The sequence below is a fragment of the Desulfogranum japonicum DSM 18378 genome (assembly GCF_000429945.1).
In the GTDB taxonomy this organism is placed as follows: Bacteria; Desulfobacterota; Desulfobulbia; order Desulfobulbales; family Desulfobulbaceae; genus Desulfogranum; species Desulfogranum japonicum.
In genome coordinates this window covers 228,787-244,291 of record NZ_AUCV01000002.1, presented here as the reverse complement: position 1 = coordinate 244,291, position 15,505 = coordinate 228,787, and the positions used below count along the sequence as shown (strand labels likewise).

The following is a 15,505-nucleotide window of genomic DNA, read 5'->3' as shown; positions in this document are numbered from 1 at the left end:
GATATCGATTGATGGCTCTTCATAACGCATTCAGTGGAAATTTTGTACTAAAAATAACAGTTGTCAATTTCGAAAGGGACCCAGTTGTAACTTTTATAAGCTGAAAATAGTTGTGTTTTTCGTAGGAAAAACAATCTGGAAAACAGGTTTTCTCGTTATATGTTCGAATTTAAATGGTTTTTTTTGTTATGGCAAAGCGTGTTGTTTTTATGAACACTATTGACTAGTAACACATTGTGGTGTTTTTTTGTTCTGCTTTTCTTTCTTCTGCTCACATTATTCATCCCATGGATACAAATTCTCTATATTTTAGTTTTGGCAGGCCTTTTTCTCCAATTTACAGTTCCATGATGCTTCTCAGGGAACGTTGTTATCGGAAGGGCATTTTTTCTACATATCGTCCATCTGTGCCAGTGATCAGCATAGGAAATCTTACATTGGGTGGTACAGGAAAGACACCAATGGTCGAACATGTAGCCCAGCTACTGCAAAAGAGTGGTTTGCAACCTGCCATTGTCAGTAGAGGGTATGGAGGCCGGTCAAAGGAAGCTGTGAACCTGGTATCCGATGGAAAGAATATTGAGCTTGATGCATTAACAGCAGGAGATGAACCTCGGTTGCTTGCTGAAAAACTTCCAGGAGTGTTTGTACTTACCGGCGCAGTTCGCAAGCTTCCCATACAAAGAGCGGTGGAGATGGGGGCCGGGGTAATTGTGTTGGACGACGGTTTTCAGCACCTCGCAGTTCAGCGTGACTTGAATATCGTCTTGTTTAACAGTGATTTTTTGGCAGGAAATTCACGGGTCTTTCCCGGAGGGCATCTCAGAGAGCCAGTCAGTAGCCTGAAAAGAGCAGATACGTTCGTGTTGACTGATGTTCGGGAAGATAACAGAGAGAGAGCTAAAATGTTTGCCGATCTATTATCTCGCAGGTTTCCAGGTAAACCCACCTGTTTTTCACGCTATAGCGCAGTGGGTATGGTGAATGCGCAAAATGGGGAACCCATAGATTTCAAAAGCTTGACAGATGTTCGTAGCCTGGGGATTGCTGGCATTGCAAGGCCATCTGCCTTTGCATCTTCCCTGGCAAGTGCGGGTATTACTATATCCGGGTTATTATCCTTTCCAGACCACGTCGCATATAATACGGGCAAAATCAATCAGATTGAAAAGGCCCTGCAACATAATCAGGCACAACTTGTGATTACGACAGAAAAAGATGCAGTAAAATTACGCGATGCAGAACTGTCGGTACCGGTATATTCCCTGCGTATGTCTGCACAGCCTGATGAGGGCTTTGATACATTGATTCTCGACTCCATTAAACGACGCATGGATCAGAAGGAAGGCTGACGGAACAGTGTCCAACTGCTACATTTCAGGTGTGTCGATTTTTCAACATTTATTAGCATGTTATTGAAATGTGTGTTTTTTGACACACCTGTCCATGTGACCAATGAGTGGTTTTGAAGAAAGTAAGAGGTTGCTTATTCTCCCGAATTTCTGTATAAAAATTTGTACTCCTGTACAAAAAATGGTTCTTTTTGTTTTGTGGACCATTTTTTGCAAATACTTCTTCCAAACAAACATATTTTAGTAATAGAAGATAAAATACCACAGGAATATAATATGGTATCTCACATAGAGCCTCATCAGTATACCTTGAAAAAAACCGTAAGCTGTTGTGGCGTCGGGTTACATACAGGACGTACCGTTAATTTGAGCATTAAACCGGCTTCAGCCAATACCGGGATTTGTTTTGTTCGTTCAGATCTTGCCGGTAAGCCAGCCATCCCTGCACGGGCAGAAAATGTTGTTGATACTACCCTGGCGACTACTCTGGGGGACGGTGCTACAAAAATTTCAACAACAGAGCATCTCATGGCTGCTTTACGCGCTGTGGGTATAGATAATGCTGAAATTGATCTGGATTCCCATGAAGTGCCCATTATGGATGGTAGCGCTCTTCCTTTTCTGCATCTCTTGCGGAGAGGCGGAAAAGTGAAACAACGCGCTTTGCGGCGAATTTTGCGAATCACAAAACCGTTAAGTTATGAAAAGGACGGTAAATCGATAAGTATAGAACCTTATGATGGTTTTAGGATCAGTGGGCGGATTCACTTTGAAGATGCACTTATCAACGAACAGACCTATACCATTGATGTGAATCATGAGCGTTTTGCCAGGGAAATAGCTTCTGCCAGAACTTTTGGATTTGTTGAACAGGTGGAATATCTCTGGAAGAACGGTCTGGCGCTCGGTGGAACTCTTGCAAATACCATTGCAATTCACTGGGACAGACACTCTGTTCTCAATGAAGACGGACTGCGCTTTGACGATGAATTCATCCGTCATAAAGTCCTTGATGTCATTGGTGATATGGCGTTGTTGGGTGCACCTGTGTTAGGACATATAAAAGCAGATAGATCTGGACATGGACTGCATCTGGGCCTCATGGAAACAATAGCTCAAAATCCTGACAGCTGGGAATATGTTAAATTCCAGAAAAGGGGAGATGGAGTATTTCGTCAGGTGGTTAACACTACCAGAAGCGCCGGATCCTGCCTGCAACCCTTTCTTATCCCCAAAAACCGAACAGTTGGTGGTCGGCAGCCTGCGTGTGCTGCGTGATTTCTTTCTCTTTTTTGCAGTAGAACGAAGCACATGTTAAGCACAGCATAGCATGGACAAGGTGTTGAGGAGTGAGTATACTGGAACCGCCGGGTTATAACCGGCGGTTTTTTTTTGCGCAGAATAATTGAAGCTATACAGGTGACCAGTGAATACAACAATGATAACTGTAGGTTTGATAGGTGGAGGGCAGATGGCCGAAGCCCTGATATTGGGTATGTTGCAGGCCGAGCTTCTTCAAAAGGGTCAGGTGAAAGTGATAGATCCTGACAGTGATCGTGTTCAATACCTCTGTAATACGTATGGTGTTGGCGCTGCTGAAACAGCAGAAGAACTGTGCCGCACATGCCAAGTCCTTATTCTTGCCGTCAAACCACAGGTATATGGACAGGTCCTTACGGCATACGGGCCCTGTTTCACATCAGATCACATGCTTATTTCCATAATGGCAGGTATTTCCCTTGAAGCATTGGAAAACTGTCTTCCTGAATCAAGTAAAATCATCCGGGTTATGCCAAATACTCCATGTCTTGTTCAGGCTGGAGCCAGTGCGTTTAGTGCAAATTCTCAAGTAAGTAGTGATGAAAAACAATTTTGCCAGGATATTTTTTCTGCAGTGGGTTGTTGCCTTGAGCTTCCGGAGTACCAGCTTGATGCTGTGACCGGGCTCAGTGGAAGTGGTCCCGGATATGTTTTTTCCTTGATTGACGGTTTTATAGATGGAGGAGTCCTTGCCGGGTTACCTCGGCCAGTTGCCCAGCAGCTTATTCTGCATACCTTTTATGGTGCAGCTAAGCTTGCCATTGAAAGTGGAAAGCCTCCAGCAGTTTTAAAAGAGCAGGTAACTTCACCGGGAGGCACAACGATTCGTGGCATTCAGGTGTTGGAACAGTACAGTATGCGTGCCGCCTGCATGGACAGTGTCAAGGCCGCAGCAGATAGATCAAAGGAGCTTGGTGCGTGAATATACGATTGGCGGGCATAGTAACTCGTCCGGATAGTCCTGATGTTGAGCAGGTTGGGCATGAGTTGGTGCGGTGGTTTGATGATCGTGGTATCCAGGCCAGCTTGAATACCATCTCTGAGGATATGGACATTCTTATTGTACTTGGTGGTGACGGAACATTGCTTCATGTTGCCAGACAGGCGAGCACGAACGATATTCCAGTATTAGGTGTAAACCTGGGTAATCTTGGGTTTCTGACTGAAGTTGCAGCCGATGAAATGTATTATTCTCTGGAAACTGTTCTGGCAGGGGATTTTCGAATAGAAAAACGCATTATGCTGGCAGCAGCGGTAGTCCACGGTGATGACGGTGAAAAATGTGAGCCTGTCTATGCGCTCAACGAGGTCGTCATCGTCAAGGATAGCACAGACCAGATGATTCGCCTCCGCTGCTGGGCAGACAGGGAATATATTGCCACCTATCGTTCAGATGGCCTTATCATGGCCACCCCGACAGGGTCCACTGCATACAATCTCTCTGCCGGAGGCCCCATAATACATGGTGAACTGGATACCATTGTGGTAACCCCTATCTGTCCGTTTATGCTGGAATCACGTCCAGTGCTGCTTGGCCCGGAAAGCAAAATTACAACTCAGTTGTTGGCTCCGGCAGGAGAGGTGAAAGTTATAGTCGACGGTGAGCAACAGTGGAAAATATCAGAAAATGACTATCTGCTGGTGCAAAAGGCCAGTAAGCCGCTTTGCCTCATCTCTTCTCCCTTAAAGAGCTACTTTACAATTTTACGTAATAAACTCAACTGGGGTGGTACTACGGTTGATATTCCTCTTCCTCAACTCGTTTGTCGTCACTGTTGAAGGATCCTCATTTTTTCTTTTTCTGGATTTTGTATTTCTTCATTTTGTACTGCAAAAGACTTTTCGTAATACCCAACTGTTCGGCGGCACGGGCCTGGACTTGCCCCGCATCTTCCAAAGCCTGCCTCACCAGTTTTTCTTCTATACCATTGAGTATTTCAGCCAGGCTAAGGTTTGCAGGTATGAATTGATTCAAATCCAGGCCACTGCTCCATTCCTGTCCCGAATGGAAAACCCCTGAGTCTGGTTGGACATCACCTGCTTCAATATGGTTGCCATTACAGAGAATTGCTGCACGCTCTATGGTGTTTTCCAGCTCTCTGACATTTCCTTCCCAGGGCAGGGTCACCAGCAACCTCAGGGCGTCTGGAGAGATATCAAGTTCTTTGCCAAGGCTTTGACCGTTTTTGCGTATAAAGTGGGCGACCAGGGCTGGTATATCATCAACTCGTTCACGTAGTGGAACAAGATGAATATGGATAACGTTGAGGCGGTAATACAGATCTTCACGGAAATTACCTTTGTCCACTTCATCTTTCAAATCTTTATTTGTCGCTGCCAGTATGCGGACATCTACCTCTTGAGTAACTGTCCCTCCCACCCGTTCAAAAGCCCTTTCCTGGAGGACTCGTAGGAGTTTTGCCTGAAGGGACACCGGCATTTCCCCTATCTCATCCAGGAAAAGGGTACCTTTGTCAGCAAGTTCAAAACGACCTTTTCTCATAGCCACTGCGTCTGTGAAAGCACCTCTTTCGTGGCCAAAAAGTTCACTTTCCAATAGGTGCTCTGAGAGCGCTGCACAGTTAACCGATATAAATGGGGCATCTTTTCGAGGGCTTAGGTTGTGAATAGCCCGTGCAACCAGTTCTTTTCCTGTGCCAGATTCCCCTGTTACCAATACGGACGAAGTTGTAGGAGCAACCTTTTCGATGAGCTGGTAAACAGAACGCATGGCCGGGTTTTTACCGATCATGCCGCCAAAGCCGGATCTTGGGGTGACTTCATCCCGCAATCGCCTGATTTCGCGAACAAGATTATAATGTTCAATGGCTTTGCTTACACTGGCAAGGAGCTGCTCATTGGAAAATGGTTTTGCCAGATAGGTAAATGCCCCTAATTTCATCGCCTCCACGGCTTTTTCCACTTCTGCAAAAGCTGTTATAAGAATCACAGGAAGATGGCGATTAAATTCTTTTATCTGTGCCAGCAGTTCAATGCCGTCCATGCCCGGCATCTTCATGTCTGAGATGACCAGATCAATGTCAGTGTCTCGCACTATGGGTAAGCCTGCAACTCCACTGTCGGCAGTAAAAACCTCATATCCTTCATCACGAAGAATTTCAGAGAGGATAATCTGATAATTAGGTTCGTCATCAACAACGAGTATGCTGTACATAAGCTTTATTAGGGTATGTAGTTATGAGAGTTTATTTCTTTGCTCAGTTATTTTCTTCAGGATAGGAGCATAGAGTTCATCAGGTGGACAAAAGTTATGTTGTTCTCCGGCCATCATATGCAGGGGACGCGTCTCGCCATGATAGTCACTTCCTCCTGTAACGACCAGGTTTATATCCTGACAGAGCTGTAATAACTTCTTCTTTAGCTTTCTCGAGTGGGACGGATAATAGACTTCAACGCCATCCAGTCCGCGGAGTTGAAGTTCACGCAGTATTGCCGGCAGAGTTTTTCCCTGGGGATCAAGTTGTCCCGGATGGGCGATTACAGCAATGCCTCCAAGATTATGGATCATGGCTATGGTATCTATGGCTGAATAGCAGAAACGTTTATGCCAGGCAGGTTGACCTCTGCCAAGATAGCGCCTGAAAGCTTCATCGAAATTACGGACAACACGCTTCTCGATCAACAATTGCGCAATATGAGGCCGGCCAGTCAAGCCCTGGACGGAACCTTCTTTCACTTCCTGCAGGTTTATATCTATGCCGGCGTCCTGCAAAGATTTCACAATTTTTATGTTGCGTTCCTCACGGCCATCCTGCAACCTTTCCAGCCAGGTTAATAGCTCGGTGCTGCGAAAATCTATTCCATATCCCAGGATATGAACGCTATTTTTACCATAGCATGCGCTTACCTCGATACCCGGTATGATTTCCAGCCCTTTTTCCGAGCCATATCGTATCATATCGGCCTGCCCTTCGACGGTATCGTGATCTGTCAGAGAAAGGACACGAACCCCCCTATGCAGGGCGAGGTCTACCAATTCTTCAGGCTGCAGGCTGCCATCGGAGAAAATGGAATGGGTATGAAGGTCTATGCACATGGTTTGAAGAGAAAGAGGTTAATGTGTATTGAGAGTATAATTCACAGTACCCATGGCTAGTGCTTTGTGCAACCATCAAATATCATGTTGGAAAACATGAGTTGTCTTTTGGAATTATTTACTTAGAGTATTTCTAAAAATATATATTCTGGAGATTACTGTTCATGCCTGATAGAGAACATCGTATTGACGAACACCTGATACTCGAAAAACCCTATTATCTACCAACAGGGAATGAAATTGAAATAGCTGAAGCCGCCTATTTGAACCGTCTCCCTCTTTTGCTCAAAGGACCGACGGGTTGTGGCAAAACGCGTTTTATGCAGTATCTTGCATGGAAATTGCGGCGTCCACTTATTACTGTATCTTGCCATGATGATTTATCAACCAGTGACCTGGTAGGCCGTTTTCTGATACGATCCGGTGAGGCTGTCTGGAATGACGGGCCGCTGACACTCGCAGTACGGAAAGGCGCTATCTGTTATCTGGATGAGGTGGTGGAAGCCCGAAAAGACACGACTGTAGTTATTCATCCTCTTGCAGATGATCGCAGGGAGCTTCCGGTTGAAAAGAAAGGGGAATTAGTAACTGCGCCTGATGAGTTTATGCTCACAGTTTCCTATAATCCAGGCTATCAGAGCGTACTCAAAGATCTTAAACCATCAACCAGGCAACGATTTGTGGCACTTTCATTTAATTATCCGGACATAGAACTTGAAGCCAGAATTGTTGAGACCGAGAGCTGTGTTGACAAAAAAATGGCCCTGTCCCTGGTTAAGCTGGCTCATATGACACGGGGATTAAAGGATTCAGGGCTCCCTGAAGGGGCAAGTACCCGGTTGCTTATTCAGGCAGGAAAACTGATGTGCAGTGGTATTAATATTCAGGATGCCTGCCGGGTGGCGGTTACAGAAGCGTTAACAGATGATCCTGAATTGCAGGGGGCTCTTGAGGAGATGGTCACTTCCTTGTTCTGATTGGATAGGTACATGCAAACACTTACGAAACGTTTTTATGAACTTGTTTACCCGAGCTTGCCAAATGAATGGGATGTCGAGGAGTCTTTAACAGCTCTGGTTGACGAAAAACAGGAAGATATCGACAGGGTGATGGATCAGGTACCGGTCGTATGGTCTGTTTCCCATTCATTATGTTTTGCTTACCTGTCTCATTCAAAGGATATTATCACTCACATAGCACCAGGAAGAATTGCCATTTGGATTCGTTCACTGCTGGATCAATATGAAACAGGCGGTTTACGTGCTGCGAGAATATTTATCGATGAAATTAAGAGTTTTACCCCGCTGCTGAACGGTTATGGCGGCCTGACACTGGAGGAGGCAGCTAAGAGATTGCAGCCTTATGTTAATGGATTGCACGGCCGGGAGATGTTGCTTATACCAAGTTCCATCGTCCATACGGACACTGCGTCTATTTACCTTCCCCCTGAAATCAAGGTCTTCCATAATCGAGAGCAGGCTTTTCTCCTGTATAAGTTCATTGTATCCTATCAATGGGCCACTGTAGCTCTTAAGTCTCTGCATATTCGCGGCGCTGTTCGTGATCACGACACACATCCTCTGGAAATATTTTTTCATAAGTTTGAACAACCGGACCTTATCAGGCACCTGTTTCTTTTTTGGGAGAGTGTACGGGTTGAAAGCTATTTGCGCAGTGAATTGCCTGGCTTGATGCAGCGGATTACACCCCTGATTTCAGATTGTTATGCTATTGATTCCCATAACCGTACGCTCCTTGAAACATTACATAAGGAATTATTTACCAATCAGGGGCAACTGCCTGATGTACTTCTGTCAGAGGCTATACCCGGATTTGCTGCCATGGTCGACAGATGTCAATCAAAAGAGGGCTGTCAGGATTTAAGTATCAGCCTTGCTGCCAGGGCATATGAGCTGATACCTGAGGATAGTTACGAGCAATATCTCTACACTCCTCCGCTATTTCAGGGGCAACCGGATCTTGACAAGATCGTTAAGGTTATTTCTCAACGGAAAGCAGCTCGTAAACAACGGTTTATAGAGGCTCTTGCGACCCTTCTTCTTAAAGAGGAGGTAGTACCGGAAACCGATAATGATGCGATAGGCGAAACAGCCGCAATGGATTGCGATCAGAGCCAGGCTGATCAAGCCATGGTATTATGCAATCAGGAGCATAAGAGTGACGAAGCCCAGGAGCAAGGAGAGGTTACCCACATTGTTATTGATAACGAAGAGGTTGCTTTGAGCGAAGAGTTGGCTGCATTGACCAGAGAAATTCTGGAAGATTACGGACATTTGCCAACAGAATATGTCTCCAGCGCTGCAGGCAAGGCTGGAGCGATGGCAAAAGCTCCTTCCGTTGGACCGGATGCGCATGACGGTGATGAGAGTAAACAGGAACCCATGATGTATGATGAGTGGGATTTCCGGAGAAAAGGGTACAGAAAAAACTGGTGTGTGCTCACAGAAAAAGAGCTTGCGCCTGTGAGTTCAACCTTTATCTCTGATACACTTGAAAAATACCAGGGACATATTTATCGCTTACGTTATCAGTTTGAACAATTACAGACAGTTGAAAGATTTGTCAGACGTCAGCGCGATGGTGATGACATTGATGTGGACGCACTGATTGAAGCCATTGCCGATAGACAGGCAGGATATCCCCCGTCAGACAGAGTCTTTATCCGTTTACAACGTGATGAAAGAGATATTGCTGTGTATTTTCTCGTTGATATGTCCAACTCCACCGAAGGATGGGTGGGACGTTCAATCAAAGAAGCATTGGTTCTGATTTGTGAAGCTATGGAAATGCTGGATGATCGATATGCAATCTATGGATTTTCAGGTATGAGGCGTTTGCGTTGTGAAATGTATCCTGTAAAGGGCATTCAGGAACCATATTCTGTTAAAGTCAGGGAACGTATTGCTGCAATTGGTCCTAAAGAATATACCCGCATGGCACCTGCCATTCGTCATACCACATCTCTGTTGGCTGGTGTAGAGGCCCGCCTGAAACTCATGATTTTGCTTACTGATGGTAAACCTGAAGATTATGATGACTATAAAGGAGATTATGCCATTGAAGATACTCGTCATGCACTGTTTGAAGCAAAGGCAGCAGGCATTCATCCTTTTGGTATCACCATAGACAAGCATGCGCAAGATTATATGGCATATATGTATGGGCCGGCTAATTATATATTTGTAGATAATATTCAACGGTTACCCGCATTGATGCCTGAGATTTACCGTGGTCTTACTTCATAATGAACCTTTTGCAGGGATATGAGTCGGCCCAATGTATGGGATCAACCAGGGAGGTCGCTTCCCAGTCCTTGAACCTGAATAAGGTGTTTATGCACAGGTACCGGCCATGAAATATACTGAAGAAGATGATTGTAATATTTTGCTGTAAGTATTTGGGGGAATCTATGAGGCTACTGCTGAAAATGTTACCAAAGATATTGCCTGTGCTGCTGATGATCAGCTTGGGCAATGTGGTAAGTTCAGATGCGCAAAGTACGATTGAGCAGGCTACCAGGTTCAAGGTTGAAGCGTACAAGCATTATGTCGGCAAAGGCAGGCCGGTAAATTATGCAAAAGCCTTGCGATTATATCTTCAGGCCGCAAACCTGGGAGACGCAGAAGCTCAATATATTTCCGGTGGTATGCTCTATAAAGGATTAGGTACGGATCCTAACGCACGCGAGGCTTTTAAGTGGTTATTGAAAGCTGCCAGGCAAGGCAAGGTAACTCCAGAATCTATGGACATTCTTGGGCGAATGTACTTGCGCGGAGATGGCGTGCCCCAAAATTATCAGGAAGCCAAAAAATGGCTTACTTCAGCATCAGATGCCGGGCGTCTGAATGCGTTGAATGATCTGGCCTATATATATTATCACGGTCTGGCCGGGACGCAGGATTTAAAAAAAGCACTTTCCTTGTACACCGCTGCTGCGCTGAAAGGAGATAATATGGCCATGTACAATGTTGGCCTTATGTACGCCACAGGGGCAGGAACTTCAGTGGACAGGGCTACAGGCTATGCATGGTACTCTCTGGCAGCCAGTCGTGGCAATACAGGTGCCCAGTTGGCCCGCAATGGTTTGATGGCAGAAATGAGTTGGGAGGAGTTAAATAAAGCCCAGGCTTTATCTGTGGAAATTTATAACAAAATTGAAAAAATAGAGCAGGAGGCGTCTGCAACCTTTGAGCCCGCCATGCCTTGAGAAATACAACAAAGCACAGCATCCTTTACATGAGTTCTGTGTTGCCTGTCTGAGCTATACGCTTAAAGAACCTACATAAATCCTCACAGGTGGCACATTGATTAATTTCCTTCCGTATTGCTCCAGCTCCATGGAGTTCTGAAAAATATCGGGACGCGTGGTTTTTAATGCGAAACAGCATTTTTTGAGTTGGCATAAATTCTGTAGCCAGTTCCATGTAGCGAAACAGTGCCTGCAAGCGCAATTCAAGGGAATCTGGCCTTCCGGAAGGAGAAAAGACCCATGGGTTTCCTAAAGCCCCTCTACCAATCATTATACCATCACAACCGGTTTTTTCTTTTTTCTCTAATCCCTCTTGATAACTGAGCACATCACCGTTACCAATGACAGGGATGGTAACTGCCTGCTTGACCTGAGCAATAATATCCCAATCTGCCTCACCGGAAAATCCCATGGACCATGTTCTTCCATGAACTGTAATAGCTGAAGCTCCTGCTTCTTGAGCCATCTGCGCGAATGCAACAGCATTAATTGTTTCGTGGGTCCATCCTGTTCTGATTTTAACCGTAACAGGCAGGTGGGTATTGGCACACACAGATTGGATAATTTGTCGCGCCAGATCCGGTGTTTTCATGAGTGCAGAACCTGAACCTCGCTTCGTGACCTTACGTACAGGGCACCCCATATTGATATCCAGCAGATCCGCTGGGTGCTGTGAAGCTATAGCTGCCGCTTTTCCCATGACTTCAGGATCAGCCCCAAAGAGTTGGATACCGAACGGTCGTTCCGCTGGATGACTTTCCAAGAGGACAAGGGTATTTTTTTGTCCATAGACAAGTCCGTGACAGCTTATCATTTCGGAAAAAACGAGTCCGGCGCCGTATTCACGGCACAGTAAACGAAATGCAAGATCCGTATACCCGGCAAGGGGAGCAAGGATATAAAATGAATCAAGGCGTAATGAGCCAATCGAAAGGGGAGTGGTAGTCATGAGGTCAACAAAAGAAAAGGGCACTACAGTACGTTTGCTGCAGTGCCCGCACGTATATTGCTTGGATAGATGATTATTCTGCTGGCGTAACAGCCGATTCCTGAACTTGCTTTTTATCCTGATCGCGTAGTCTTTTCAGGATACCCAGATAAATCGACTCAGACAGATCGCTAACAATTTCATCAAGTGCTTCGTCTTCAACTGCAGCATTGATGGTTGACGAAGTGTAATCTTCAGTCCAGATTTCTTTTGGTTTTTCCCAGAGGATTTCACCTGATTGTATATCCTTAAGGACATAACGGACACCCAGTCTCACTTTGACATCTGTAGCAGAGCCACTTCCATCCCATGAAACACTTGGTAATTCTATGTAATTAATTTCGCCTGCAAGAATGAGGTCAGCACTTTCACGATCTTTAGTCAAGTTGACGGAGTCTGCCTTCCTGAACCAGCGAGAGAGCTCCTGGTAGATTTTTGCATCAAGGCCGAGTTTGTTCGTGCGGTTTTGCCAGGTTGGCATATAAATGGTACGTTCCGGACCATGGTAGACGTGAGGAAAGTAGTACGCACTGCAGCTGGTTAGACAAAGTGTAATCAACGCAAACAGACATATCTGCAATCGATGGATGGTCACGCGTATTCTCCTTATTAAGGTCCTGGGGTGAAATAACATTTAAAACCGGAGGTAGGCCAACATTACTCAATGGCTTTCCCGGTATTGTTTAGCGGTGTTCCCAAACAGTAAACTGAATAGTCAGGACTGTCTGAACGGAACACTGTGATGCACTTGAACTGCCTATACCAAGGTATTATACTTGCCAGGCAAAGAGAGTTTTATATTTCCATGTCAAAATTTTGGATTCCGCCTGGTGCGGAGGAAAACATGGAACCGGAAAAACTGCTCTCTGAGAGACACCAGTTAGCCGGTGCCTGTCAATAAATAGCCTTTTGGGCAGAGATCTGTCTTCTCTTCAAAAGTTAATCTTCAGAATATCAGCTATATGGATGGGCTTGATTTCCTGAAAATGCCTTGACCTGAGAAACAATAACAGTTTTCCGACGGACTCCTAGCCGACAATATTAACAAGTTTCTTTTTAACCACAATAACTTTTTTTGGTATTCTTTCACCAAGAAAGGAGCGAGTACGTTCATTGGCGAGGGCCTGCTGTTCAAGCTCTGCATCGCTGATTTCGGCTGGTACCTGGAGTTTGGCTCTTACTTTCCCATTTATCTGGACTACTATAGTCAGTTCTTCCTCTTTGGCGACTTCCTTATTATAAACGGGCCACCTTGCATGATCTAAGGTATGTGGATGTCCGGTCTGTTCCCAAAGCTCTTCGCAGAAATGAGGGACCATAGGAAAAAGAAGGATGAGTACCGTCTCCAAGGTCTCCCGGATAACTCCATTATGGAGTTTTTTGGCGTCGTTGAGCGAAGCATTCAAGAGATTTACCAACTCCATAATACCGGAGATAGCGGTGTTAAAGTGAAAGTTTGCTTCAATGCTGTCAGTAACTCGGGCTATGGTCTGATGTGTTTTTCGAAACAGCTGTTTGGAGGTTTCATCCAACTCATCAACCTTGACACTATTTTCTTCGTTGAAACATTGTTGTTGCTGGACCACCAGGCGATACACGCGATTCAGAAATCGTGAAGCACCTTCCACACCTTGTGGATTCCAGTCAAGGTCACGCTCGGGAGGAGCAGCAAACAAAGAAAAAAGACGTACCGTATCTGCCCCGAATTGGTCGATCAGTTCATTGGGATCAACTACATTACCCTTGGATTTTGACATCTTGGATCCATCTTTGATCACCATTCCCTGGGTAAGCAGGTTGGTAAATGGCTCATCAACGGATACATAGCCTAAATCCCGTAAAACCTTGGTAAAGAAGCGGGAATAGAGCAGGTGAAGAATTGCATGTTCGACACCACCAATGTACTGGTCAACGGACAACCAGTATTTGGCAGCCTGTGGTTCAACAGGTCCCTCGGTAAATCGAGGGTCTGTGTATCGTATAAAATACCAGGATGATTCAACAAAGGTGTCCATGGTATCTGTTTCTCTTTTTGCCGGTTTACCACATTTGGGGCAGGTCGTCGTGTAAAAATCTTCCTGTTGATGCAAGGGCGCATGATTACCATTTGTGTCGCCGGTGCCCGGAAGCACGACAGGAAGTTCATTTTCCGGGACAGGTACAATGCCGCAATCTTCGCAGTGAATAATGGGAATTGGAGCACCCCAGTAGCGTTGCCTTGAAATACCCCAGTCCCGAAGGCGATAAGTAATATGTGGCTTACCAAAACCGTGTTCCTGGGCATGGGCTATTATTTGCTGTTTAGCCCGTTCAGAGTCAATTCCGTCAAATTTGCCGGAACTTACCAGTACCCCAGGTTCTGTACTGGCTTCTTCCATGGTATCAGGATCAAGCTCTTTGTTATCAGGTTGTACCACCACTCGAATGGGCAATGAATAATTGCGTGCAAATTCGAAATCCCGTTGATCATGGGCGGGAACGGCCATAACTGCGCCTGTCCCATATTCCATCAAAACAAAATTGGCCACATATATAGGTACTTTGTCACCGGTGAAGGGGTTAATGCAATACTGTCCTGTGAAAACGCCCTTTTTTTCTGGTTCATGATCAACGCTTGAGCGCTGTTTTTCCAGAATGGTGGTTTCAATGAATGCATTGACCTCTTGCTCATGTTTTCCACCTGCAATGAGTTTTGAGACAAGTGGATGCTCAACTGCAAGGGACATAAAGGTAACACCATGAATGGTGTCAGGTCTGGTGGTAAAGATGGTAATGGAATCATCCATGCCGTCTATTTGAAAGTCACAGGCGAGACCGGTGGATTTGCCTATCCAGTTACGTTGCATGGTAACGACTTTTTCAGGCCATCCTGTGAGCTTGTCTAAATCATCGAGCAGTTCATCGGCATAATCGGTAATTTTAAAAAACCAGCCATGCATGGTTTTTGGAAAAACGGGCTGATCACAGCGCCAGCAAGCTCCATCAATAACCTGTTCCCTGGCAAGCACGGTCTGACAGTCATCACACCAGTTGACAGTGGTTTCCTTTCTGTATATCAGACCTTTTTCAAGCATTTTCAGGAAAACCAATTGCTCCCATTTATAATATTTGGGGTTGCAGGTGGCGAGTTCCCGATCCCAGTCGTAACTGAGTCCCATGGCTTTGAGTTGATTGCGCATGTAATCAATGTTGTCATAGGTCCAGGATGCAGGGTGAACTCCATGCTTCATGGCAGCGTTTTCGGCGGGCAGGCCAAATGCGTCCCATCCCATGGGATGTAGGACATTCATCCCCTGAAGCCTTTTGTAACGGGCAATGACATCACCAATACTATAGTTCCGCACGTGCCCCATATGGATACGTCCCGAAGGGTAAGGAAACATTTCGAGAACATAGTATTTATCACGGGTATCATTGTGATGTGTTTTGTACGGTTTCGTTTCTTCCCAACGTTGTTGCCATTTGTTTTCAATGCGCTGAAAATCGTATTTTTCTTGTATATCCATGGGGGTGTGTGT

The 15,505-nt window shown here is 45.4% G+C and carries 12 protein-coding genes; 7 read left to right on the top strand and 5 right to left on the bottom strand.

What is annotated here, in order from left to right; genetic code table 11:
- Window positions 1–287 precede the first annotated feature (287 nt).
- From lpxK to G493_RS0103055, 4 genes are all read left to right on the top strand, one after another.
- A complete protein-coding gene (lpxK, locus tag G493_RS0103070) occupies window positions 288–1,352 on the top strand; it encodes a tetraacyldisaccharide 4'-kinase (protein ID WP_035273420.1) in 1,065 nt (354 codons plus the stop codon).
- Window positions 1,353–1,628: 276 nt separating this feature from the next.
- Window positions 1,629–2,630: a UDP-3-O-acyl-N-acetylglucosamine deacetylase gene (lpxC, locus tag G493_RS0103065; RefSeq protein ID WP_028579194.1), complete on the top strand. Its 1,002-nt coding sequence runs from the start codon at window positions 1,629–1,631 to the stop codon at window positions 2,628–2,630.
- A gap of 148 nt (window positions 2,631–2,778) precedes the next feature.
- A complete protein-coding gene (gene proC / locus G493_RS0103060; protein ID WP_028579193.1) occupies window positions 2,779–3,594 on the top strand; it encodes a pyrroline-5-carboxylate reductase in 816 nt (271 codons plus the stop codon).
- Window positions 3,591–4,451, top strand: coding sequence for an NAD(+)/NADH kinase (locus G493_RS0103055; RefSeq protein WP_028579192.1), 861 nt, complete (start codon window positions 3,591–3,593; stop codon window positions 4,449–4,451). The genes proC and G493_RS0103055 overlap by 4 nt, the downstream gene beginning before the upstream one ends.
- Window positions 4,452–4,458: 7 nt before the next feature.
- Here the strand turns inward: G493_RS0103055 and G493_RS0103050 are convergent, their stop codons facing one another.
- Window positions 4,459–5,847: a sigma-54-dependent transcriptional regulator gene (locus tag G493_RS0103050; RefSeq protein ID WP_028579191.1), complete on the bottom strand. Its 1,389-nt coding sequence runs from the start codon at window positions 5,845–5,847 to the stop codon at window positions 4,459–4,461.
- Between the two features lie 21 nt (window positions 5,848–5,868).
- The gene (locus tag G493_RS0103045; RefSeq protein WP_028579190.1) at window positions 5,869–6,729 is read right to left on the bottom strand and encodes a PHP domain-containing protein; all 861 of its coding nucleotides are present in this window, start codon (window positions 6,727–6,729) and stop codon (window positions 5,869–5,871) included.
- Window positions 6,730–6,893: 164 nt separating this feature from the next.
- On the opposite strand from G493_RS0103045, the gene G493_RS0103040 reads away from it, so the two are divergent.
- The 3 genes from G493_RS0103040 (at window position 6,894) to G493_RS31715 (ending at window position 10,957) form a co-directional block, all read left to right on the top strand.
- Window positions 6,894–7,706 carry a CbbQ/NirQ/NorQ/GpvN family protein gene (locus G493_RS0103040; RefSeq protein ID WP_028579189.1) on the top strand — a complete coding sequence of 271 codons (813 nt, stop codon included), beginning with the start codon at window positions 6,894–6,896 and terminating at the stop codon, window positions 7,704–7,706.
- A 12-nt stretch (window positions 7,707–7,718) separates the two neighbouring features.
- Window positions 7,719–9,995 carry a nitric oxide reductase activation protein NorD gene (locus tag G493_RS0103035; protein WP_028579188.1) on the top strand — a complete coding sequence of 759 codons (2,277 nt, stop codon included), beginning with the start codon at window positions 7,719–7,721 and terminating at the stop codon, window positions 9,993–9,995.
- A 182-nt stretch (window positions 9,996–10,177) separates the two neighbouring features.
- Window positions 10,178–10,957 (top strand): tetratricopeptide repeat protein, encoded by a 780-nt coding sequence (locus G493_RS31715; RefSeq protein ID WP_161629784.1) that lies wholly within the window; start codon window positions 10,178–10,180, stop codon window positions 10,955–10,957.
- Between the two features lie 25 nt (window positions 10,958–10,982).
- On the opposite strand, the gene dusB is transcribed toward G493_RS31715, so the two are convergent.
- The 3 genes from dusB to leuS form a co-directional block, all read right to left on the bottom strand.
- Window positions 10,983–11,948 (bottom strand): tRNA dihydrouridine synthase DusB, encoded by a 966-nt coding sequence (dusB, locus tag G493_RS27545; RefSeq protein ID WP_035273414.1) that lies wholly within the window; start codon window positions 11,946–11,948, stop codon window positions 10,983–10,985.
- A 73-nt stretch (window positions 11,949–12,021) separates the two neighbouring features.
- Window positions 12,022–12,582 carry an LPS assembly lipoprotein LptE gene (gene lptE, locus G493_RS0103020; RefSeq protein ID WP_028579187.1) on the bottom strand — a complete coding sequence of 187 codons (561 nt, stop codon included), beginning with the start codon at window positions 12,580–12,582 and terminating at the stop codon, window positions 12,022–12,024.
- A gap of 433 nt (window positions 12,583–13,015) precedes the next feature.
- Window positions 13,016–15,493: a leucine--tRNA ligase gene (gene leuS / locus G493_RS0103010; RefSeq protein WP_035273308.1), complete on the bottom strand. Its 2,478-nt coding sequence runs from the start codon at window positions 15,491–15,493 to the stop codon at window positions 13,016–13,018.
- Window positions 15,494–15,505 lie beyond the last annotated feature (12 nt).

Bases quoted from the DNA above. Each gene is read 5' to 3' on its own strand.
- lpxK (WP_035273420.1), top strand. From the start codon at position 288: ATGGATACAAATTCTCTATATTTTAGTTTTGGCAGGCCTTTTTCTCCA.
- lpxC (WP_028579194.1), top strand. From the start codon at position 1,629: ATGGTATCTCACATAGAGCCTCATCAGTATACCTTGAAAAAAACCGTA.
- G493_RS0103050 (WP_028579191.1), bottom strand. From the start codon at position 5,847: ATGTACAGCATACTCGTTGTTGATGACGAACCTAATTATCAGATTATC.
- G493_RS0103045 (WP_028579190.1), bottom strand. From the start codon at position 6,729: ATGTGCATAGACCTTCATACCCATTCCATTTTCTCCGATGGCAGCCTG.
- G493_RS0103040 (WP_028579189.1), top strand. From the start codon at position 6,894: ATGCCTGATAGAGAACATCGTATTGACGAACACCTGATACTCGAAAAA.
- G493_RS0103035 (WP_028579188.1), top strand. From the start codon at position 7,719: ATGCAAACACTTACGAAACGTTTTTATGAACTTGTTTACCCGAGCTTG.
- G493_RS31715 (WP_161629784.1), top strand. From the start codon at position 10,178: ATGTTACCAAAGATATTGCCTGTGCTGCTGATGATCAGCTTGGGCAAT.
- dusB (WP_035273414.1), bottom strand. From the start codon at position 11,948: ATGACTACCACTCCCCTTTCGATTGGCTCATTACGCCTTGATTCATTT.
- leuS (WP_035273308.1), bottom strand. From the start codon at position 15,493: ATGGATATACAAGAAAAATACGATTTTCAGCGCATTGAAAACAAATGG.